19 protein-coding genes are annotated in these 20,425 nt (G+C 70.7%); 10 read left to right on the top strand and 9 right to left on the bottom strand.

The window, feature by feature from the left end:
- Nucleotides 1-15 precede the first annotated feature (15 nt).
- Both KFLA_RS08975 and KFLA_RS08970 read right to left on the bottom strand, forming a co-directional pair.
- Nucleotides 16-1,584, bottom strand: a complete 1,569-nt coding sequence (locus KFLA_RS08975; RefSeq protein WP_012919468.1) for a glycoside hydrolase family 53 protein — start codon at nt 1,582-1,584, stop codon at nt 16-18.
- Nucleotides 1,584-3,614, bottom strand: coding sequence for a beta-galactosidase (locus KFLA_RS08970; RefSeq protein WP_012919467.1), 2,031 nt, complete (start codon nt 3,612-3,614; stop codon nt 1,584-1,586). The genes KFLA_RS08975 and KFLA_RS08970 overlap by 1 nt, the downstream gene beginning before the upstream one ends.
- Nucleotides 3,615-3,793: 179 nt before the next feature.
- On the opposite strand from KFLA_RS08970, the gene KFLA_RS08965 reads away from it, so the two are divergent.
- The 6 genes from KFLA_RS08965 (at nt 3,794) to KFLA_RS08940 (ending at nt 9,929) form a co-directional block, all read left to right on the top strand.
- Complete coding sequence (locus KFLA_RS08965; protein ID WP_012919466.1) at nt 3,794-5,116, top strand: ABC transporter substrate-binding protein; 1,323 nt, start codon at nt 3,794-3,796, stop codon at nt 5,114-5,116.
- Entirely contained in the window at nt 5,113-6,039 is a 927-nt protein-coding gene (locus KFLA_RS08960; protein ID WP_012919465.1) for a carbohydrate ABC transporter permease, read from the top strand. Before KFLA_RS08965 ends, KFLA_RS08960 begins: the two co-directional genes overlap by 4 nt.
- A complete protein-coding gene (locus KFLA_RS08955; protein WP_012919464.1) occupies nt 6,039-6,941 on the top strand; it encodes a carbohydrate ABC transporter permease in 903 nt (300 codons plus the stop codon). The genes KFLA_RS08960 and KFLA_RS08955 overlap by 1 nt, the downstream gene beginning before the upstream one ends.
- Before the next feature lie 22 nt (nt 6,942-6,963).
- The gene (locus KFLA_RS08950) at nt 6,964-7,977 is read left to right on the top strand and encodes a LacI family DNA-binding transcriptional regulator (RefSeq protein ID WP_041289217.1); all 1,014 of its coding nucleotides are present in this window, start codon (nt 6,964-6,966) and stop codon (nt 7,975-7,977) included.
- Between the two features lie 125 nt (nt 7,978-8,102).
- A complete protein-coding gene (locus KFLA_RS08945; protein ID WP_012919462.1) occupies nt 8,103-8,996 on the top strand; it encodes a phosphatase PAP2 family protein in 894 nt (297 codons plus the stop codon).
- Between the two features lie 78 nt (nt 8,997-9,074).
- Nucleotides 9,075-9,929 carry a hypothetical protein gene (locus KFLA_RS08940; RefSeq protein ID WP_012919461.1) on the top strand — a complete coding sequence of 285 codons (855 nt, stop codon included), beginning with the start codon at nt 9,075-9,077 and terminating at the stop codon, nt 9,927-9,929.
- 9 nt (nt 9,930-9,938) lie between these two features.
- Here the strand turns inward: KFLA_RS08940 and KFLA_RS08935 are convergent, their stop codons facing one another.
- Complete coding sequence (locus KFLA_RS08935; protein ID WP_012919460.1) at nt 9,939-10,700, bottom strand: sulfite exporter TauE/SafE family protein; 762 nt, start codon at nt 10,698-10,700, stop codon at nt 9,939-9,941.
- A 190-nt stretch (nt 10,701-10,890) separates the two neighbouring features.
- Between KFLA_RS08935 and KFLA_RS08930 the strand changes: the two genes are divergently transcribed.
- Both KFLA_RS08930 and KFLA_RS08925 read left to right on the top strand, forming a co-directional pair.
- Nucleotides 10,891-11,526, top strand: coding sequence for a TetR/AcrR family transcriptional regulator (locus tag KFLA_RS08930; RefSeq protein ID WP_202797094.1), 636 nt, complete (start codon nt 10,891-10,893; stop codon nt 11,524-11,526).
- 14 nt (nt 11,527-11,540) lie between these two features.
- Nucleotides 11,541-12,371, top strand: a complete 831-nt coding sequence (locus KFLA_RS08925) for an SDR family oxidoreductase (protein ID WP_012919458.1) — start codon at nt 11,541-11,543, stop codon at nt 12,369-12,371.
- A gap of 140 nt (nt 12,372-12,511) precedes the next feature.
- Here KFLA_RS08925 and KFLA_RS08920 read toward each other — a convergent pair whose 3' ends face one another.
- The 3 genes from KFLA_RS08920 to KFLA_RS08910 form a co-directional block, all read right to left on the bottom strand.
- Nucleotides 12,512-13,267: a helix-turn-helix transcriptional regulator gene (locus KFLA_RS08920; RefSeq protein ID WP_049797290.1), complete on the bottom strand. Its 756-nt coding sequence runs from the start codon at nt 13,265-13,267 to the stop codon at nt 12,512-12,514.
- Between the two features lie 106 nt (nt 13,268-13,373).
- Nucleotides 13,374-14,318 (bottom strand): ring-cleaving dioxygenase, encoded by a 945-nt coding sequence (locus KFLA_RS08915; RefSeq protein WP_041289215.1) that lies wholly within the window; start codon nt 14,316-14,318, stop codon nt 13,374-13,376.
- Nucleotides 14,319-14,333: 15 nt separating this feature from the next.
- Complete coding sequence (locus KFLA_RS08910) at nt 14,334-15,074, bottom strand: SDR family oxidoreductase (protein WP_012919455.1); 741 nt, start codon at nt 15,072-15,074, stop codon at nt 14,334-14,336.
- A 139-nt stretch (nt 15,075-15,213) separates the two neighbouring features.
- Here KFLA_RS08910 and KFLA_RS08905 point away from each other — a divergent pair, with 139 nt between their 5' ends.
- Nucleotides 15,214-15,993, top strand: a complete 780-nt coding sequence (locus tag KFLA_RS08905) for an SDR family NAD(P)-dependent oxidoreductase (protein WP_012919454.1) — start codon at nt 15,214-15,216, stop codon at nt 15,991-15,993.
- Between the two features lie 78 nt (nt 15,994-16,071).
- Nucleotides 16,072-16,647: a nicotinamidase gene (locus KFLA_RS08900; protein WP_012919453.1), complete on the top strand. Its 576-nt coding sequence runs from the start codon at nt 16,072-16,074 to the stop codon at nt 16,645-16,647.
- A gap of 15 nt (nt 16,648-16,662) precedes the next feature.
- On the opposite strand, the gene KFLA_RS08895 is transcribed toward KFLA_RS08900, so the two are convergent.
- The 3 genes from KFLA_RS08895 to KFLA_RS08885 all read right to left on the bottom strand — a co-directional run bounded on the left by KFLA_RS08895 (nt 16,663) and on the right by KFLA_RS08885 (nt 20,405).
- Nucleotides 16,663-18,408 (bottom strand): bifunctional metallophosphatase/5'-nucleotidase, encoded by a 1,746-nt coding sequence (locus KFLA_RS08895; protein WP_012919452.1) that lies wholly within the window; start codon nt 18,406-18,408, stop codon nt 16,663-16,665.
- A gap of 27 nt (nt 18,409-18,435) precedes the next feature.
- Nucleotides 18,436-19,062 carry a hypothetical protein gene (locus tag KFLA_RS08890; protein ID WP_012919451.1) on the bottom strand — a complete coding sequence of 209 codons (627 nt, stop codon included), beginning with the start codon at nt 19,060-19,062 and terminating at the stop codon, nt 18,436-18,438.
- Nucleotides 19,063-19,211: 149 nt separating this feature from the next.
- The gene (locus KFLA_RS08885; protein WP_012919450.1) at nt 19,212-20,405 is read right to left on the bottom strand and encodes a homogentisate 1,2-dioxygenase; all 1,194 of its coding nucleotides are present in this window, start codon (nt 20,403-20,405) and stop codon (nt 19,212-19,214) included.
- Between the last annotated feature and the right edge of the window lie 20 nt (nt 20,406-20,425).

The raw sequence follows: 20,425 nt of genomic DNA, 5'->3' as shown, positions 1-20,425 counted from the left end.
CAGGGGGTGCGGTCGTCAGCGCGGGTCGGGGGCGAAGTGGCGAGCCGCCGGGAGCAGCCGGCCGGAGAAGTCGAAGACGGCCTGGTTCTCCCAGGCGTTGCCGGCGGCCGGGTCGGCCGGGTCCCAGCCCGCACCCGCGACCGCCGTCCAGGCCGGCTCCCAGTAGACCGTGCCGATGCCGCGACCGCCCTCGGCCGACGCGACCGCGTCCTGGACCGCCCGGAACTGCGCCGCCTGCCCGGCCGGCGTCGCCGGGTAGCCCGCGACCAGCTCGCTCGGCAGGTCGATCACGTTCTCCCACGCCGGGCTGTCGTCGGCGAGCGTGAACGGGTACGCCGTCTCCACGTTCAGCACGTCCTTGTCGTAGCGCGCGGACAACGTCGTGACCGCGTTCTGCAGGTCCGCCAGCGTGCCGTGCCAGTAGCCGTAGTACGACAGGCCGATCAGGTCGAACGGCACCTTGCGCGCGACCACCTCGTCGAACCACCAGGTCAGCGAGCCGATGCCGTTGTTGATGTTCGTCAGGTGCAGCAGCACCTGGGTCCGCGGGTCGACCTCCTTGACCGCCCGGGCGCCCGCGGTCAGGAACGACGCGAGGTTGTCCCACTGCGCTCCCGGTACGCCGTCGTCGGGGTCGACGTCCCAGGTCTGTCCCCAGGGCCACAGCATGCCCGGGTTGATCTCGTTGCCCACCTGCACCAGGTCGGCGGTGGCGCCGGCCGCCTTCAGCGCGGTCAGCACGTCCCGCGTGTGCCGGTGAACGGCTCCGGCGAGCTGCTCGGGCGTCATGTCCTTCCAGGCCGCCGGAATTCCCTGCGCGCCGGGATCGGTCCAGCGGTCGGAGTAGTGGAAGTCGACCAGCAGCTTCATGCCCGCGGCCTTGATGCGCTTGGCGGTGGCGACCACGTGGGCCTTGTCGTTGTACCCGTCGGCCGGATCGACCCAGACCTTCAGCCGGCCCAGGTTCATGCCCGACCGGGCGAGAATCTGCACGGCGTCACCAGGCTTGCCGTCGGCCGACCGGTACGTCGCCCCGAAGTCCTCGTTCTTCGCCAGCCCGGACAGGTCGCCGCCGCGGATCGTGCGCGCGACCCGGCCCGGTGCGACCGCGACGTCGTCGAAGCTGGCCCAGGTCCCCCCAGGACCGGCGGTTGTCAGCGTGACCGTGCAGCGCTTGCGGCCCCCGGCGTACACGGAGACGGCCGAACGGACCCACGCATCGGTCGCCGGGACCACGGTCGAGACGGTCGCGCCACATCCGCTGACCGACAACCGCGAGCTGTTGAGCTCTCCGCCGGAGATGCCCCAGGAACTGACGGTCCACCAGCCGCGGCTGGGTAGTTCGACGGTCTGCCGTGTGGTCACTCGGTACGGTGCCGCTGCCCAGTGGGTCAGCCGACTGCCGGTCCTCCCCTCGGTCTCGATCTTCGCCGTACCGGCGGTGCCGGAGACGGTCCAGCCGTTCAGTCCTTGCTCGAAGCCCGTGTTCGCCAGGCTGCCGGGCCGGGCGGCAGCCGCCTCGGCCGGTGCCAGCGTGGCGGCCAACAGTCCGGTGGTGACAGCGAGTACGGCGGAAATCCTCATCAGCGCTCCTGGTGTCGGTCGGTTCGCAGGACACGGACGCCGCCGGCCTCGACCTTCAGCGACGCACCCGCCTCCCCGGTGAGCAGATCGGTGCCGCCGACGGGCAGGTCGGCCGGCTTGGTTCCGTGGTTCACAGCGATCAGGTACTCGGCGTCCGCGTGCCGCCGGCGGACCAGCTCGAGATCCTCCGGCCCGTCGCCCGGGGTGAGGCCCGCATCCCGGTACGCACCCTCCAGTACGACGGCCAACTGGTCGGCGTCGAGCCGCGTCGCCACGTACCAGGCGGCGCCCGCGCCGAGGGTGTTGCGGGTGATGGCCGGCTTGCCCGCCGCCGGCCCGTCCTCGAACGCCGCCACGACTTCGGCGCCTTCCAGCGCGACGTCGTCGGTCCACACGTCACCGACGACCTCCGACGGCGTGAGCCGCACCGTCTCCCCCGCCCGCAACGGCAGGAACTCCTCGACGGTCAGCCCCAGCACGTCGCGCAGCGGGGCGACGAACCCACCGTCGTGCACCGCGTCGTGCTCGTCGACGATCGCCGAGAAGTACGACACGACCAGCGTGCCGCCGCCTTCGACGTACCTGCGCAGGTTGTCCGCCGCGGCCCGGGTCAGCAAGTAGGAGGCCGGGGCAACCACCAGCTTGTACGCCGCGAGGTCGGCCTCCGGATGCGCGAAGTCGACGGTCAGCTGGTCCCGCCACAGCCGGTCGTAGAAGGCGTTCACCCGTTCCCGGTGGGACAGGTCCTCGCTCGGCCGCCACTCCAGGTCCTGCGCCCAGAACGACTCCCAGTCCCACAGCACCGCGGCCTCGGCCGACACCGTCGACCCGAGCACCTCGCCCAGCGTGCCGAGACCGGCCCCGAGCGCGCACACCTCCGACCAGATCCGGCTCCGGGTCCCGGCGTGCGGAACCATCGCCGAGTGGAACTTCTCCGCCCCCGAGCGGGACGCCTTCCACTGGAAGAACATCACCGCGTCGGCACCCCGACCGAAGTGGGTGAGCGCGTTGCGGGCCAGCTCACCGGACCGCTTCGCCAGGTTGCGCGGCTGCCAGTTCACACCGGACGTCGAGTGCTCCATCAGGATCCACGGCTTGCCGCGCGCGAGGGAGCGGGTCAGGTCGGCCGAGAGCGCCAGCCCGACGTGGCTGCGCGGGTCCTCCGCGACCAGGTAGTGGTCGTTGGCAACGATGTCCACCGCGTCGGCCCACTTCCACAGGTCGACGGACTCGCAGGTGCCGGCCATGAAGTTGGTGGTGATCGGGACCTGCGGGCACTCGGCCCGGATCGCGTCCCGCTCGGCGACGAAACACTGCAGCAGCGCGTCGGAGGTGAAGCGTGCGAAGTCGAGCCGTTGGGCCGGGTTCACCACGCTGGCCGAGACCGCCGGGGCCGAGATGTGTTGCCACTCGAGGTACCGCTGGCCCCAGAACGCGGTCCCCCAAGCCGCGTTGAGCGCGTCCAGCGACTCGTACCGGCCCTGCAGCCAGCGCCGAAAGGCCCGGACGCTCTGCTCGGAGTAACACTCCGAGACCGGCGCGCCGTACTCGTTGTGCACGTGCCAGACGGCGAGCGCGGGATGGTTGCCGTAGCGCCGTGCCAGCGCGGTCGCGATCGAGACGCTCGCCTCCCGGTACGCCGGCGAGCTCGGGCTGGCCATGCCGCGCGAGCCGAAGCCGAGCGTCGTTCCGTCGCGGGTGACCACCCGGGCCTCGGGGTGCTCGTGGAAGAACCATGCGGGCGGCGAGGCGGTCGGCGTACCGAGGCTGATCCGGATGCCGGCCGCGTGCAGCAGCTCGAACAGCCGGTCCATCCAGCCGAAGTCGTGCTCACCGCGCCGCGGCTCGATCAGGGCCCAGGAGAAGATCCCGATGCTGACCAGGTTGACCCCGGCCTGCCGCATCAGCTCGATGTCGCCGGGCCAGCTCTCCTCGGGCCACTGCTCAGGGTTGTAGTCGCCGCCGTAGCTGATCGCGGACACGCCTGGAAGCCAGCCCGCCGGCCCGGCCCCGTTACCCGTGAAACTCACCCAGACTCCTCAAATTCTGTGCACGCACACAGCCCGATCGCTGGCGGCAATCGCCAGGAAACAGGATGAAACCTGCTGTTGACAAGAGGCAGAACCGACATTCACTGTGAACGTGCACAGTCCAGCCCAGCGCACACGGCGCACAGCGGGGCGGCTGGGCTCCCCTGAGGAGGAAACAGATGCGAGGACACAGAGGGTTCCGGCGGGCGGCGCTCGCGGCCGGCGCCGTGCTGCTGCTGGCGGCCGGCTGCTCGGGCAACGACGCGAGTCCGGCGGCCGACGCCGGCCGGCCCGCGGAGAACGTCGAACTGACGTTCTGGACCTGGGCGCCGAACATGGACAAGGTGGTGGCAGGCTGGAACGCCAAGCACCCCGAGATCCAGGTCACCGTGAACAAGCAGGACGGCGGCGACCCCGCGGTGACGAAGCTGCTGACCGCGATCAAGGCGGGCAGCGGGGCCCCCGACCTGATGCAGGCCGAGTACCAGAAGATCCCGACCCTGGTCTCCGCCGACGCGCTGGCCGACATCTCCCAGCACCTGGACAAGGGCGTCGCCGGCCACTTCCCCGAGACCGTGTGGAACTCGGTGACGCTGGGCAGCGACGCCGTGTACGGCGTACCGCAGGACTCCGGGCCGATGCAGTTCTACTACCGCGCGGACATCTTCAAGCAGCTCGGCCTGACGGTTCCGACCACCTGGGAGGAGTACGCGCAGACCGCCAAGAAGCTGCACGCCGCCGACCCGAAGAAGTACCTCGGCACGTTCTCCGCGAACGACCCGGGCTGGTTCGTCGGCCTGGCGCAGCAGGCCGGTGCGTCCTGGTGGGGCATCGACGGCGAGTCCTGGTCGGTCTCGGTCGACGACGAGGCGACGCTGAAGGTGGCCGACTACTGGGGCGGTCTGGTCGAGTCCGGGGTGATCGACAACAAGCCGATGTACACGCCGGAGTGGAACGCGGCGCTGAACAACGGCACCCAGGTCGGCTGGCTCTCGGCCGTCTGGGCGCCCGGCGTCCTGGAAGGCAACGCCGCCGCCACCAAGGGCAAGTGGCAGATGGCACCGATGCCGCAGTGGGACAAGTCCCAGCCGGCCACCGGAAACTGGGGTGGTTCGGCGACCTCGGTCACCTCGCAGTCCAAGCACCCGGCCGAGGCGGCGAAGTTCATCGAGTGGCTGAACACCTCCCCCGAGGCCGTCGACGCGCTCGCCAAGGTGAGCGGCATCTACCCGGCCGACCAGCCGGGCCAGAGCGCGGCCCTCTCGGCGCCGCCCGCGTTCTTCGCCAACCAGACCGACTTCTACCAGGTCGCCGCCGACACGGCCAAGACGGCCCGCAGCTTCACCTTCGGCCCGAACGTCAACGTCGCGTACTCCGCCTACACCGACCAGTTCGGCAAGGCCGCCGAGTCCAGGTCCAGGGCTGCCTTCACCGCCGCGGTGCGCGCGATGCAGAAGACCACGCTGGACAACCTTAAGAGCAGCGGGTTCTCGGTCAAGTGAGCACCTCCCCCACCGCACCGAGTACCCGGCGCCGCACGGTGGCGCCGTACGCCTTCCTCGCGCCGGCGGTGCTGCTGTTCGGCGCCTTTCTCGCCCTGCCGATCGGGTACGCCGTGTACCTCAGCCTCCGGACCGTGCAGGTCCGGGGGCTGGGCCTCGGCAAAGGCTCCCGGGAAGAGGTCTGGGCCGGACTGTCCAACTACTCCAAGGCGATCACCGACCCGGACTTCGCCGCGAGCGTGCTGCGCGTCGCGGCGTACGGCGTCCTGGTGGTGCCGGCGATGCTCGGCCTCGCGCTGCTGTTCGCCCTGCTGCTGGACAGTCCGCGCGCCCGGGCCACGAAGTTCTCCCGGCTCGCGATCTTCCTGCCGTACGCCGTGCCCGCGGTGATCTCGTCGCTGCTCTGGGGCTTTCTCTACCTGCCGTCGGTCAGCCCGCTGTACTTCGTGTTCGGCAAGCTGGGCTGGGACGTGCCGAGCGTGCTCGGCTCCGGCTCGGTGATCTACGCGGTCGCGAACATCGCGGTCTGGGGCGGTGTCGGCTTCAACATGGTCGTCATCTACACCGCGCTGAAGGCGATCCCCACCGAGATCTACGAGGCGGCCAAGCTGGACGGCTGCAGCGAGGTGTCGATCGCCTGGCGGATCAAGGTGCCGGTGGTGCTGCCGTCGCTGATCATGACGTTCGTGTTCTCGCTGATCGCGACGCTGCAGGTGTTCGCCGAACCGGTGACGCTGCGGCCGCTGACCAACACGATCTCCAGCACCTGGACCCCGCTGATGAAGGTTTACCGCGACGCGTTCACCCGCGACGACCTGTACTCCGCGGCGGCCACCTCGGTGGTTCTCGCGGTGGCGACCTTCGTGCTGTCGTTCGGCTTCCTGCGGTTGGTCCAGAACCGCGCCTTCAGCCAGGAGAACTGATGACTGCCACCACCGCACCACCCCGGCCGGTCACCGCCCGGCCCGCGCCGCCGGGCACCCGCCGCGACCACTCCCGCCGGTCGAGCCCGGTCAGCACCGCGATCCTGCTGGTCGGCGCCGCGTACTGCCTGCTGCCCGTGCTCTGGGTGCTGGTCGCCTCGTCGAAGAGTGCGAGCGAGCTGTTCTCCACCTTCACCTTCGCGCCGTCGACCCACCTGTTCGGCAACATCGCCGAGCTCTCGGCGTACCGCGACGGGCTGTTCTGGCGCTGGATGGCGAACACCGCCCTGTACGCCGGCGTCGGGGGCGTGCTGTCGACGCTGGTGTCGGCCGCCGCCGGGTACGGGCTGGCGAAGTACTCGTTCGCCGGGAAGCAGGCGATCTTCAACGTGCTGCTGGCCGGGGTGCTCGTGCCGAGCGTGGTGCTGGCCGTTCCGCAGTACCTGCTGCTGGCCAAGCTCGGCCTGACCAACACGTACTGGGCCGTCCTGCTGCCGAGCATCATCAGCCCGTACGGCATCTACCTGGCCCGAATCTACGCGGCCGCTGCCGTCCCGGACGACGTGGTCGAGGCCGCGCGCACCGACGGCGCGGGCGACTTCCGGATCTTCCGGTCGATCGCGTCCCCGCTGATGGCTCCGGGCCTGGTCACCGTGTTCCTCTTCCAGTTCGTCGCGATCTGGAACAACTTCCTGCTGCCGTACATCATGCTCGGCGACGACAAGCTGTTCCCGTTGACCGTCGGCCTGTCCGGCCTGCTCAACCAGGGCGCGTCGCAGCCGAGTCTCTACACCTCGGTGATCACCGGCTCGCTGCTGTCGATCGTGCCGTTGCTGGCGCTGTTCCTCACCCTGCAGCGGTACTGGAAGGTCGATCTCGCCGCGGGCGCGGTCAAGAGTTGAGGTGACACTAGACTCATCGGCTGTGGAGCAGAACGGCGGCCGGAAGCGACCCACCATCAAGGACGTGGCCGCCGTCGCCGGGGTCTCGCGGGGCACCGTCTCCCGGGTCCTCAACGGCGGCCACTGGGTCTCGCCGGAGGCGCTCACCGCGGTCCAGGCCGCGATCCGGTCCACCGGGTACGCCGCCAACCGGCACGCCCGCAGCCTGGTCACCGGCCGGGCGAACTCGGTCGCGTTCCTGCTCACCGAGCCGCACCAGCTGCTGTTCGAGGACCCGAACTTCTCGGTCTTGCTGCGCGGCGCCGCGGATGCCCTGGCGAAACGGGACATGCCGCTGCTGCTGATGGTCGCCGGTACTCCGGAGGAGCGCCGCCGGGTCACCGACTACGTCACCGCCGGGCACGTCGACGGCGTGCTGCTGATCTCGTCGCACGCGGAGGACCCGGTCGTCGCGTCCCTGCTGCGTGAGCGGGTCCCGACCGTGGCGTGTGGCGCCCCGCTCGGCTACGAGGGCAAGGTCGGCTACGTCGCGGCCGACGACGTCGCGGGGGCGCGGGAGATGGTCCGGCACCTGCGGGAGACCGGCCGCCGGCACATCGCCACCATCACCGGCCCGCTCGACACCCCGGGCGGCGTACTGCGGCTGCAGGGGTACCGCGACGAGCTCGGCGACGACTTCGACGAGGGACTCGTTGCCCACGGCGACTACTCGCGGCTCGGCGGGCAGCGGGCGATGGCGGAGCTGCTGGCGGCCCGGCCCGAGATCGACGCGGTGTTCGTCGCGTCCGACCTGATGGCCGCCGGCGCGCTGTCGACGCTGGCCGCGCAGGGCCGCCGGGTGCCCGAGGACGTGGCCGTCGGCGGCTTCGACGACTCCTGGCTGGCCGCCACCCTGGTCCCGGCGCTGACCACCATGCGGCAGCCGTTCGAGCGGATCAGCAGCGAGATGGTCCGGCTGCTCGGCGAGGTCATCAACGGCGAGCAGCCCGCCACGGTCATCCTGCCCACCACCCTGGTCCGCCGCGACTCCACCTGACCGCGAACGCCGCCTGACGGCGGCGGAGTTCTCGCTTCCGGGTGCGGTGAGCCGGTGCCGGGCCGGCCGGCATCGATTAGCTTGATACCCACGACCGTCTCCCAGGTGACCGAGGAGGTCCGATCGTGGCACCCGCTCGGCGCTGGCTGCTGATCGCCGGCAGCTGCGCGCTCGCGCTCGTGGCGACGTACCTGCTCGCCGTCTGGACGCGGCCCGGCCAAGAGCTGGAGAACGCGGCCCTCCGTGGCGCCGACGATGTCGTCAACCGCAGCGAGAACGTTGCCGCCAACGACGCCCTGGACGAGATCACCCTGTACTCGCTGATCGGCGCCTGCCTGCTGATCGGCCTGATCGGCCTGCTGCGGCGGCGCGTCGACCTCGCGATCGCCGGAGTCGGCGTGATCGTTGCCGGCCAGGTGGTCACGCAGGGGCTGAAGCGGTTCCTGCTGGTGCGGCCCGAGCTGGTCGACGTGACCGGCGACTTCAAGGGCAACAGCCTGCCTAGCGGGCACACCACGATCGCGATGACCGTGCTGTTCGCGGCACTGATCGTGGTGCCCTACCGCCTGCGGGGCGTCGCGATGTTCCTCACCCTGAACTGGGCTGTCGGGATCGGCGCCTACACGCTGACCGCCAAGTGGCACCGATTGTCCGACACGATCGCCGCCGACGCCGTCGCGCTCGGCCTGGCGTGTCTGGCGTCGTGGTGGTTGAGCCGGCGCGGCGCCGTGCACGAGTACACCGGCAGGCGGTACGTGCCACGCGTGGTACTCGTCGTGCTGGTCGGCCTGTACGCCGCGGCCGGGCTCGTGCTCGCCGGCATCCTGTGGGGTGTGCCGATTGTCCGGGAGGGCTTCCGGGCAGCGGTCACCGACAGCGAGTGGCCGCTGTACCTGGGCGCGACGTCGCTGGCGACCGTCGGCTCAGCTCTCAGCGCGCTGGTCTTCTGGGGCAGTTGGCGCCGGCTGGAAGCCGGGCGCGCGACGGCGGCGGCGGAACCGGCGGAACCGCGAGGTTGATCTTCCAGTTCGGCCTTTTGCCGGCCTCGCACCGCTCAGCGCGCTCCCTGCCTGTGCTGAGGTCGTTAGGGTGGGTGGGTGAGTTTCACCGCTGGTGGTCCGCGTCGTGACGACTTCTTCAAGCTGCCTGGGCAGAACGGGGCCGGCGCACCGCCGGAGCCGGGCGCGAAGGCCCCGGTGGACCGTACGGCGGCGCTGCCGGTCGGCGCGTTCCGGCCGGTGACGCCGATGCCGCAACGGCTGTTCGAGCACGAGCGCGAGCGCGCCGCGGCCCGCGCGGACGGCGACACCATCCGCGCCGAGCGCGCACTGCGCAGCACGGTCGCGGACTTGGACGTCGCGCTGGCAACCGCGGTGGTGCTGCTGCGGGCCGCCGAGCATCCGAAGGTCCGCGAGCGCGTCGCCGGCGCCATCGCCGACCTCGTCGCGGCGAGCGAAGCGGAGCCGGCCGCAGGCGAGGCGGGCGTTGCCGGGGACGAGGCGGCGGCCGGGGTCGGCCGGGCGGCGTACAGACCGTTGCAAGCGGTGGCTTTGTTCCTGGGGCTTGCGGAGCAGGACGTGTCCGAGGTGGTCGACGCGCTGACCGAGCACGGTGTCGCCGGGCCGATCGGGCAAGCGACCGCGCGGGTGGACGAGCTGCGGGAGCGGCTGCGCAAGGTCGAGGCCACGCGGGACCAGGTGGAGCTTGACCGGTTGCTCACCTCGCTGGCCGGAATCGCCACGGTGGTGTCGATCGCCGGCGCCGCGACACCGCTCGGTGCGCTGTCCGGCGGTGATCCGCGGATCGCCGACGCCGCCAAGTCCGGCGTCGTCGCACTGACGGCCGTCGTTCTGCAGGAAGCCGACGGTGAAGAACTCGTCGAGAACGCCTGCGCCACCGCCGAAACGGCGTACCCGGTGTTGCTGGCGGCACTCACCCCGCCGACTCCCTGACCGGCGCGGTCAGCTCAGCATCGTCACGGCCGCGACGACACCCGCGAGCACGATGAGGATGCGCAACAAGGTCGGCGGCAGCAACCTCCCGAGATGGGCTCCGGCGTAGCCGCCGACGATCGAGCCCGCCGCGAGCAGGCCGATGGCGGTCCAGTCCAGCTCGGCGACGAGCACGAAGATCAGCCCGGCGACGATGTTCGCCGCCAGCACCGCCAGGGTCTTCAGCGCGGTCACCACCCGCAGTTCCAGGTCGAGCCCGAGCCCCAGCACGGCCATCATCATCACCCCCGAGCCGGCACCGAAGTACCCGCCGTACACACCGGTCAGGGCGGCGAAGACCGTGCTGATCGGCGACATCTTCGTCCGCGGCGCGACCTCGTGCGGCTGGCGGGACCGCAGCCAGCGCGAGATCCACGGCTGCGCGCCGACGATCAGGCAGGTGAACAGGATCAACCACGGCACGATCGCCTCGAACACCCCGGACGGTAGCGCCAGCAGCAGAACAGCCCCGCCGACCGATCCGACCGCGCAGGTCACCACCACCAGCCAGGTCACGCCCGGCTGCTCGCGCAGCTCCCGCCGGTAGCCGACCGAGCCGCCGAGGCCGGCCGGGATCATGCCGACGGTGTTGGACGCGTTCGCCACCACCGGCGGGAGGCCGAGCGCGACCAGGATCGGGAAGCTGACCAGCGAGGCGACGCCGACCGTCGAGGTCAGCATCCCGGCGACAAGTCCCGTCGCGACGACGATCAGGTGCTCGGCGCCGGTCACGGCTGCTCGGTGCGCGGGTCGGCCATGCGACCAGCGTATTGACAGCTGGTCAGTGAGCTGTCGGCTACGCCACTGAGCCCACGTGGGCTGTCTCACCACCTCGGTCCGAAGACCCCGACCGATGCGAGCCAGCTCGCTGCCGTTGATGTATAACTACCAACGTGGTAATTTTACCGGCATGGTAGAAACGATGCCACGTCGCCAGCGGAAGAAGGAACGGACCCGGGAGCTGATCCGGGACACCGCCCTGGAGTTGTTCGCCACCCAGGGCTACCGGGAGACCACGATCAGCGCGATCGCCGACCGCTGCGACGTCGCCGTCCGGACCGTCACCCTGCACTTCCCCGCCAAGGAGGACCTGCTTTTCGCCGACGACCCGTTCAGCGTCGAGTCGCTGACCGAGTGGCTGACGGCGAAACCGGCCGGCACGTCGACGCTCGACGCGGTCCGGGACTGGATGGCGGCGACGATGCGGGAGCTCGACGCGACCGGCGCCTCGGCCGAGGTCTGGCGCCGCCGGTCCCTGCGGTCCCAGCTGATCGTGGCCGACGAGGACCTGCGCGGCCGGGCCCGCGCGGCGTACTACCGGTACGAGCAGGCGGTCGCCGCCGGTGTCGCCGCCGACCTCGGCCTGCCCGCCGACGCGCTCGCTCCCCGACTGACCGGGATCACCGTGATCACCGGCCTGCGCGAGCTCTACGAATCGGCTGAAGCCCGACCGTCCGGACGCCGAGGCGCTCAGGCGGTCGACCCCGAGCAACTGCTGGTCCTGGTCGACCGGGTGCTCGACTACGCGCGCGCCGGCCTGGCGCGCCTCACCAACTGAAGGAGTCACCCCTCATGAGCAAGACCTGGTTCATCACCGGCACGTCCTCCGGCTTCGGCCGGCTGATGACCGAGAAGTTGCTCGCTCGCGGCGACACGGTCGTCGCCACCGTGCGGCGGACCGGCGCCCTCGACGACTTGCAGGCGCAGTACGCGGACCGGCTGGACGTGGTCGAGCTGGACGTCACCGACAGCGCCGCCGTACGCCGGGTCGTCGATGCCGCGTTCACCGCGCACGAGCGGATCGACGTCGTGGTCAGCAACGCGGGCTACGGCCTGTTCGGCGCGGCCGAGGAACTGACCGACGAGCAGATTCGGCAGCAGATCGACACCAACCTGATCGGCTCGATGCAGCTGATCCGCGCAGCGCTGCCGCACCTGCGGACCCAGGGCGGCGGGCGGATCGTGCAGGTCTCGTCCGAGGGCGGCCAGTACGCGTACCCGGGCTTCAGCGCCTACCACGCCACCAAGTGGGGCATCGAGGGCTTCGTCGAGGCCGTCGCCCAGGAGGTCGCCGGGTTCGGCATCGAGTTCACCCTCGCCGAGCCGGGACCGGCCCAGACGGAGTTCGGGCCGGGGCTGACCACCGGGAGCCCGCTCGAGGTGTACGAGCCGACGCCGGCCGGACAGGTCCGCCGGGCGATGAGCGACGGCTCGTTCGAGCTGAGCGGCGATCCGGTGAAGTTCGTGCAGGCGATGATCGACACCGCCGACCAGCAGCCGGCGCCGCGCCGTCTCACCCTCGGCAGCAGCGCGTACCAGAACGTCCGCAGCGCCCTGCAGTCCCGCCTGGACGAACTGGACCGCCAGAAAGACCTCGCCTACGCCACCGACCTCGACGCCTGACCCTCGACCAGCGCGCCGTCCCCAGCCCCGCGCCTCCTCCCACGCCCGGCGCTCTCGGCACGCCCGGCGCCCTCCCCACGTTCTCGGCCGGGGGACGACCCGCCGGAGGACGCCCGGGGCAGGGACGCGCGGGGCGGGGGTCAGTCTTCGGGGTGGGAGCGGGCGTAGCGGACGCCGGCGGCGAAGCGGGTGCGGACGTTCAGGGCGTCGAGCAGGCGGGCCACCTCGTAGCGGACCGACCGGACGCTGAGTCCGATGCGCTCGGCGATCTGGTCGTCCGTGCAGCCCTCGCCGAGCAGTTCGGCGATCACCTGCTGGCGGCTGGTCAGGTCGGCGTCGGCTTCGCGCAGTTCGCTGGCCCGGACGGCGGTCTCGCGCACCGCGCGCAGGTACTGGCCGGCCGCGTTCACCGCCTCCCGCCCGCTCATCAGCATCAGACTGCGCCGGCCCTCGACCACCGGCCCTTCGACCACGACCCGCTCGCCGTCGAGCAGCTTCAGCTGGATCGGGCCGCAGGCCAGGTAGTACGGCAGGTCCTCGGCCGCGATCAGGAAGTCGGTCATCGTGTCCGACCCGGCGTCGGTGTCGAAGAAGCTGGTCATCCGGGTCCCGCGCTCGACCAGGACCTGGTTCAGCTTGTGGCTGGGGGCGAATCCCTCGACCGTCTGGCACTGGGTCGAGGTCACCGTGACCAGTTCGCCGGCGTTCCAGCACAGGTCGTGCAGCCAGTGGCGCATCCCGAGGTGGTCGGAGCCGAACACCTCCACCTCGGCGTCCACCGGGTGCCCGGCCGCCCATTCGTCGCAGCACCGGGCTCGCACGACCTGCAGGCGCAGGGACGCGTCCCAGACCTGCTGCCGACTCGGAAAATGAACCAGTACGCGCGAACGTGCCATCCCCACCCCCGTGGCGAACCATCCACCGACGCCGGAAATCCTGTCACGCTCCCGGTCCACCTGCTCCTCGCGGAGTGTCGCACTCCGGTCGCAGGCGGTCAACGGATCAGCCGCCGGACAGCTCCAGCGCCGGGAGACTGTTCTCGATCTGCTCCCGGGTCGGCTCCAGCCACGGCGGCAGCTTCAGCGAACGCCCCAGCTCCAGCAACGGCTCGTCGACGGTGAACCCCGGCTGGTCCGTCGCGATCTCCAGCAGCACGCCCCCCGGCTCACGGAAGTAGATCGAGGTGAAGTACTGCCGGTCGAGGATCTCGGTCACCTTCGCACCGGCCTCGATCAACTGCAGGCGCCACTGGGCCTGCGTCTCCTGGTCGGGCGCGCGGAACGCGACATGGTGCACGGTTCCGCCGGCCTGCCGCCCCTTCTCCCCCGCGCCCGCGACCAGGTCCACCAGCGTTCCGGGCTCGTCACCGGCCATCGCGAAGCGGGCGCGGTCACCGCTCTCGGCGTCCAGGCTCATCCCCAGGTCCGCGAACAAGTCCGCCGTCGGACCGAGATCCGCCTCGGTCATCGTGATCGCGTGCAGCCCCCGGACCGCATGCTCGGCCGGAACTCCTGAGGCGCCGTCCCACCCCGACCGGGAGTCGCCGTCGGCCGCCACCAGCTCGATCACCAGCCCGTCGGGATCCCTGAAGGCCAGCACTTCCTCGTCAGTACGCCGTACGGGCGGGTCCGCGTCGACCTGGTGGTCGGCGAGGCGGCGCTGCCACCAGCCGAGGCTCTCCGGCGGGATGCCGAACGCGGTCGCTGTGGTCAGACCGCTGCCCTGCCGACCGGCCGGCACCTCCGGCCAGGGAAAGAACGTGAGCAGCGTCGACGGCCGGCCCGACTCGTCGCCGTAGTACAGGTGGTAGGTGTCGGGGCGGTCGAAGTTGACGGTGCGCTTGACCAGCCGCAGGCCGAGCACCGTCGTGTAGAAGTCGACGTTGCGCTGCGGATCCGTCGCCACCGCGGTGACGTGGTGCAGCCCGTGCGGCGAGATCGGGTTCATACCACCCAGCATCCCTCACCGGTACTTCTCGCGCAGGTACTGCTCGAAGGTCCGCTGCCCGTACGCCGGACCGGGCACCAGGTTCGGCCCGGCGTCGTACGCCGCGGACAGCTTGCCCGGCGGCCGCACGATCAGCCCTGGCCGCCGACTCCTGGTCGCTTGCTTCCAGGCGGCGTGCAGCTCCCGCATCGAGTGCTGCGCCGGCCCGCCGATGTCGTCCGCCCGCCCCTGCGGCGCGCCGACCGCCAGCTCCACGAGCCGGGTGACGACCTCCTCGACGGCGATCGGCTGGAACCGCCAGCGCGGACCCAGCACGACCGGCAAGAACTTCTGCACGCTGAAGAGCTGGTCGATCAGCGAGTGGAACTGCGTGGTCCGCTGGATGGTCACCGGTACGCCGGAAGCCAGCGCGAGCTGCTCGATCGTGGCGCGATCCCGGTAGAAGCCGAGCGGGATCCGGTCGCACCCCACGATCGAGATGAGCACGACGTGACCGACACCGGCCCGCTTCGCCGCAGCGGTCAGATTGCCGATCAGCCGCAGGTCCCGCTTGTTGTTGCCTGCGGCAAGATGCAGCACCGTGCCGCAGCTCTTCAAGGCCTCGTCCACGCCCTGTCCGGTCAGCAGGTCGGCGGCGACGGCTCCGGGCCCGCCCCGGCGACTCAGGCCGAGCACGTCGGCGCCCCTCGCCCGCAACGCCGCCGCAGCCGGGCGCCCGACCTGCCCACTGGACCCGGTCACCAAGAATTCCGCCATCACGTTCCTTTCGTCGGCCTAGGCATCAAGTACCACGCCGGGCCCACGCCAGCCCAGCGGTTCACCACGGCAGCACCAGTTGCCTGACATTGATTAGTCGGCTAAGTTTTTGGTTAGTCGGCTAATGAAGGGAAGTGGCATGGACCTCGGACTTGGTGCAGCGAAGGTGCTGGTGACGGGAGCGTCCTCGGGAATCGGGCGAGAGGCCGCGCTCGGGTTCGCACGGGAGGGGGCGCGGGTGGTGATCACGTACCAGTCGCGCAAGGAGGCGGCCGAGGCGGTGCTGGCCGAGATCGCGGCGGCCGGCAGCGAGGCGTACGCCGTACCGCTGGATCTTCGCGAAGCCGGGTCCGTGCGGGACGCGGTCGCGACGGCGGTCGAGTGGCTGGGTGGACTCGATGTGCTGGTCGGCAACGCGGTCCACTGGGGAGCGGCCGACTTCCACGACCGGCCCACCCGGATCGAGGACGCCAAGGCCGAGCAGTGGCTGCCGGTGCTGCGGGCCAACCTCGAAGGCAACTTCCACCTGGTCCAGCAGGCGGCGCCGTCACTGCGCGAGTCGCGGCAGGGACGGGTGGTGCTGGTTTCGACCGACCTGGTGGAGCGAGGACTCGCCGGCTCCTGGGCGTACGGCGCGGCGAAGGCGGGCCTGCACGGCCTCGTTGCCGGCCTGCAGCACGACCTCGGCGCGGACGGCGTCCTGGTCAACGTGGTGATGCCCGGAATCACCGTGGAGAACGGCAGCCACCGCGTCATCCCGCAGGCCGCGCTCGAGCACCTCGGCCAGCAGTTCACGGCCCGCCGCCTGCCCGAAGCGGCCGACGTGGCCGCCGCGATCATGTTTCTCTGCTCCGCGCGCACCACGGCGACCCAGGGCGAGATTCTCCGGGTCAACGGCGGCAGCCCACTCGTCGCCTGACTCCGCGCCCGCAGCCGTGAATCCCCCCGGTGAGCACGTCGGGCTTGTACCGTGGAGGCAGGCGAGAGGAGCTCCCCGATGGCGCGGGCGTTGATCGTGGTGGACGTGCAGAACGACTTCTGCGAGGGCGGCAGCCTGGCCGTCGCGGGCGGCGCGGACGTCGCCTTCCGGATCGGGCAGCTGCTGCACGAGTGGCACGAGGCCGAGCCACGCGACCGGCAGTACGGGTACGTCGTCGCCACCCGCGACCACCACATCGACCCGGGCGACCACTTCTCCGACCAGCCCGACTTCGTGAACTCCTGGCCCCGGCACTGCGTGGCCGGCACCGACGGCGTCGGCTTCCACCCGAACCTGGATCCCCAGCCGTTCGACGCGATCTTCGACAAGGGCGAGTACGCCGCGGCGTACTCGGGCTTCGAGGGCAAGTCGCAGGACGGCGAGGCACTGGCCGGCTGGTTGCGGGACAAGGGCGTCACCGAGGTCGACGTGTGCGGCATCGCCACCGACTACTGCGTGCGCGCCACCGCGCTGGACGCCCACCGCGAGGGCTTCACCACCACGGTGCTGACCGGTCTCACCGCCGGGGTGGCCCCGGCCAGCACCGAGCAGGCCCTCGTCGAGCTCCGCACCGCCGGCGTCACCCTCGTCTGACCGAGCCCGCGCCAGTCACGCGGTGACGAGCACCGGCGCGCCGTTGGCGGTCAGCGACCAGTCGGTGCCGGCGAACACCGCCGGGTCGACCGAACCCGTCGTGGTGACGTAGTCGATCATCAGCTGGCGGATCTCCACCTGACGGTTGTAGAGCACCGGCGCCTTGGCGATGTGCGGGAAGTTGCCACTGCCCGACTGCCGGTAGTTGTTGACGGCAACAACAAACTGCTGCTCCGGGGTGACCGGTGCGCCGCCGTAGCTGAGGTCGGCGATCCGGGAACCGACCGGCTTGGCGATGTCGATCGTGTAGCTGAGCGGCTCGGTCAGTCCGCCGAGGATGTCGTAGTTGTAGTCCGGCGTACCGTTCGGCGCGGTCGGGGTCGGCGCGTTCGTCACCTGGTCGGACCGGAACGGGCCGGTCCCGCTGACCTGCCGGAAGTACCGCGCGCTGAACTCCAGGTACTCCTGCACCTGGGCGCCGGTCAGCTGCACCGCGACCAGTGTGTTGTCGAAGACGTACAGCCCCGCCACGTCCCGCACGGACACCTCGCCGGCCGGGATCGCCGCCGCCCGGTTGAACGGCGCCGCGATCGCGAGCACCGGCAGCGCGGCCTCCGGCGTACCGGCGAGCGCCTTGGCGACCGCGTCGGCCTGGACGAAGTTGACGAAGTCCAGCGCGGCGGTGTCCTGCCAGGGCGCGGTCGCCGCGGACATCGCGGTGGAGCAGGTGCCGATCTTGGAGTTCACGTAGCTGACCACCTGGTCGTGGTCCTTCCGCAGCAGCCGGACGACCGTCGGATCGGCCTCGACCGTGTTCGCGTTGAGCACTTGGCTGTGCCGGCCGACGACCTTCCAGCGACCGTGCTCCTGCCGCAGATCCAGGTCGATCCGGGCAAGCCGCATGCCCCATTTCAGCGGCTCGACCAGCACCACCTGCTCGCCGGTCTGCTGGTTGGTGACGAACCGCTCGGGCACTTCCTGGTGCGCGTGCCCGACCAGGACCGCGTCGATGCCGGGCACCTGCTCGGCCATCAGCCCGGACGCGTTCTCCGGCACCGGCAAGGCGTCGCCGTACGACGAGGAGAGCTCGATCCCGGAGTGGGCGGACACGATGACCACGTCGGCGCCGGCCCGGCGGACCCGCGGCACCCACACCTTCGCGAGCTCGACGATGCCGCCGAACCTCACCTTGTTCTGCACCGTCGCCTTGTCCCAGATCGCGATGCCCGGGTTGGTCAGGCCGAGGATGCCGACGGTGACCGGCCGGCCGGCGCCCGGCACGTGCACCCGCTTCAGCATGTACGGCGGAAAGACCGGCAGCCCAGTGGTCCAGGCCTGTGCGTTCGCGCCGAGCAGCGGGAAGTCCAGCTGGCGCTGGAACGTGCGCAGGACGTCGAGGCCGTAGTTGAACTCGTGGTTGCCCAGCGCCGCCGCGTCGTAGCCGATCTCGTTCATCGCCGCGGCCATCGGGTGCAGGTGACCGTCGGTGATCGGGTCGATCTTCGCGAAGTAATAGGCCAGCGGTGTGCCCTGGATGGTGTCCCCGGCGTCCAGCAGCAGCGGCGCCGGCGTACGCCGCTCGGCCGCGATCCGGGCCCGGACCGCCTTGACCAGGGTGGAGATCTTGGCCAGGCCGATGTCGTTGTGCGCGGAGTCGTCGTACTCGGTGTTCTTGAAGTAGTCCCAGTTGAAGACGTTGCCGTGCAGGTCGGTCGTGCCGAGCACGCTCAGCCGGACCGTCCGGTCATCGTTGTCCGTCATCTCTCCGCTGCACGCTTCGTCGGATGGTCAGCGCAGGACTTCGGCCGTGCCGCCGGAGAAGTGTTTGAGCGCCTGGTCGATGACGTGCACCGGCTGGTCGAGCGCACTCACCGCGAACATGCCGATCGGTCGCAGCAGCGGATGCGGCTTCACCAGCGACCGCACCGCCGGCTGGTCCAGGCCCCGCACTCCCGCCGTGGTCGCACCGACACCCCGCTGCAGCCGCAGCTCCAGCACGTACTGACCGAAGATCTTCACCTGCTCGAACCCCCGCACCGTCGCCCACGGCAGCAGCACCGGGTACGACGCCCCCTCCGGGGCCAGCTCCAGCCCCTTCGGCGACATCCGGATCGCGACCGGCGGCAGTTCGTTGGCGGCGTACCAGGCCTGCCGATCCCGGTCGAGCCGCAGGGCGAGGACCGTACTGGCAACCAGCGGCACCATGCTCGCGATCAGCAGCACCATGAACGGCCACATCCCCGACCCCCGGAACGCAACCAGCGCGTACACCGCCACGCCGATGCCAACGGCACCGATCCCCGACGTCACCCAGGCCCCCCACCGAGTCCGCCGGCGCACCACCGCCCGCCGCCGCAGTACCGCCTCCCGATCGATGCCGACCACAAACGTCTGCACCGGTACCTGCTCGCTCATCCCCCTAGTCTCGTCGACCGGGGGTCCCCTCGCGCTTCGACACGAACCGCCCGGCCGGACGACGGTCACGCGAGCAAGCTCGCAGGTGAAAAGGCGGAGGGAGCAGGCGCCGTAGCGAGCGTAGGAGCCCGCGGGGGAGAAGAACTACGTCACCCCAACCGTCGCCCGGCCCAAGTCCACGCGTACACCCCGTCGTCGACCGCAACCCCGCCCTCGCCCAGCTCCAACGGCCGGAACGTATCCACCATCACCGCGAGCTCCTCGAACCGCTCCGCCCCCAGCGACGCCTCGATGGCTGCCGGCTGCGGCCCGTGCGCGTAGCCGCCGGGATGCAGCGAGATCGACCCCAGTCCGATCCCCGACCCCTTGCGCGCTTCGTAGTCGCCGCCGCAGTAGAACATCACCTCGTCGGAGTCCACGTTCGAGTGGTAGTACGGCACCGGCACCGACAGCGGGTGGTAGTCCACCTTGCGCGGCACGAAGTTGCAGATCACGAAGTTGTTCGCCTCGAACACCTGGTGCACCGGCGGCGGCTGGTGGATCCGCCCGGTGATCGGCTCGAAGTCGCTCACGTTGAAGGTGTACGGGTACAGGCACCCGTCCCACCCGACCACGTCGAACGGATGCGTCGCGTACGTCATCCGGCTGCCGACGATCCCGCCCGGCCCGTGGCCCCGGTGCTTCACCAGCACCTCGACGTCCGTGCCGTCCACCACGTACGGCGTACCCGGCGTGTGCAGGTCGCGCTCGCAGTACGGCGCGTGCTCCAGGAACTGCCCGTACCGCGACAGGTACCGCTTCGGCGGCGCGATGTGGCTGTTCGCCTCGATGCAGTACGCGTGCACCCCGTCGGCGCCGGGCAGCCAGCGCTGCGTCGTCGCCCGCGGGATCACCACGTAGTCGCCCTCGCGCGCCTCCAGCACCCCGAACACGGTCTCGACGGTGGCCGAGCCCTTCTCGAGGTACACGCACTCGTCGCCGATCGCGTTGCGGTAGTACGGCGACGGCTCGGCCGCGGCGACGTACGAGATCCGGACGTCGCCGTTGCCCAGCACCAGCCGGCGGTGCTCGACCACGTTGTGTCCGCTGGTGCCGGGGAACAGGTCGTGCAGTTTGAGGTGCCGCGGCGTCAGCGGGTGGTTCGGCGTGGTGCTGAGGTCCGGCAGCTGCCAGACCTGGGAGTCGACGATCGCCGACGGCACGCCCGCGTGGTACAGCAGCGACGAGTCCGACGAGAAGCCTTCCTCGCCCATCAGCTCCTCGTAGTAGAGCCCGCCGTCCGGTTTCCGGAACTGGGTGTGCCGCTTCGGGGGGATCTCGCCGACCTGCCGGTAGTACGCCATGACTCCTTCTTCCGCGCCGA

It is taken from the genome of Kribbella flavida DSM 17836 (assembly GCF_000024345.1).
Classification (GTDB): Bacteria; Actinomycetota; Actinomycetes; order Propionibacteriales; family Kribbellaceae; genus Kribbella; species Kribbella flavida.
This window is presented reverse-complemented; position numbering and strand designations above follow the sequence as displayed.

Coding starts and splice junctions, on each gene's coding strand:
- KFLA_RS08975 (WP_012919468.1), bottom strand. CDS start 1,584: ATGAGGATTTCCGCCGTACTCGCTGTCACCACCGGACTGTTGGCCGCC.
- KFLA_RS08965 (WP_012919466.1), top strand. CDS start 3,794: ATGCGAGGACACAGAGGGTTCCGGCGGGCGGCGCTCGCGGCCGGCGCC.
- KFLA_RS08955 (WP_012919464.1), top strand. CDS start 6,039: ATGACTGCCACCACCGCACCACCCCGGCCGGTCACCGCCCGGCCCGCG.
- KFLA_RS08930 (WP_202797094.1), top strand. CDS start 10,891: ATGCCACGTCGCCAGCGGAAGAAGGAACGGACCCGGGAGCTGATCCGG.
- KFLA_RS08925 (WP_012919458.1), top strand. CDS start 11,541: ATGAGCAAGACCTGGTTCATCACCGGCACGTCCTCCGGCTTCGGCCGG.
- KFLA_RS08920 (WP_049797290.1), bottom strand. CDS start 13,267: ATGGCACGTTCGCGCGTACTGGTTCATTTTCCGAGTCGGCAGCAGGTC.
- KFLA_RS08915 (WP_041289215.1), bottom strand. CDS start 14,318: ATGAACCCGATCTCGCCGCACGGGCTGCACCACGTCACCGCGGTGGCG.
- KFLA_RS08910 (WP_012919455.1), bottom strand. CDS start 15,074: ATGGCGGAATTCTTGGTGACCGGGTCCAGTGGGCAGGTCGGGCGCCCG.
- KFLA_RS08905 (WP_012919454.1), top strand. CDS start 15,214: ATGGACCTCGGACTTGGTGCAGCGAAGGTGCTGGTGACGGGAGCGTCC.
- KFLA_RS08900 (WP_012919453.1), top strand. CDS start 16,072: ATGGCGCGGGCGTTGATCGTGGTGGACGTGCAGAACGACTTCTGCGAG.
- KFLA_RS08895 (WP_012919452.1), bottom strand. CDS start 18,408: ATGACGGACAACGATGACCGGACGGTCCGGCTGAGCGTGCTCGGCACG.
- KFLA_RS08890 (WP_012919451.1), bottom strand. CDS start 19,062: ATGAGCGAGCAGGTACCGGTGCAGACGTTTGTGGTCGGCATCGATCGG.
- KFLA_RS08885 (WP_012919450.1), bottom strand. CDS start 20,405: ATGGCGTACTACCGGCAGGTCGGCGAGATCCCCCCGAAGCGGCACACC.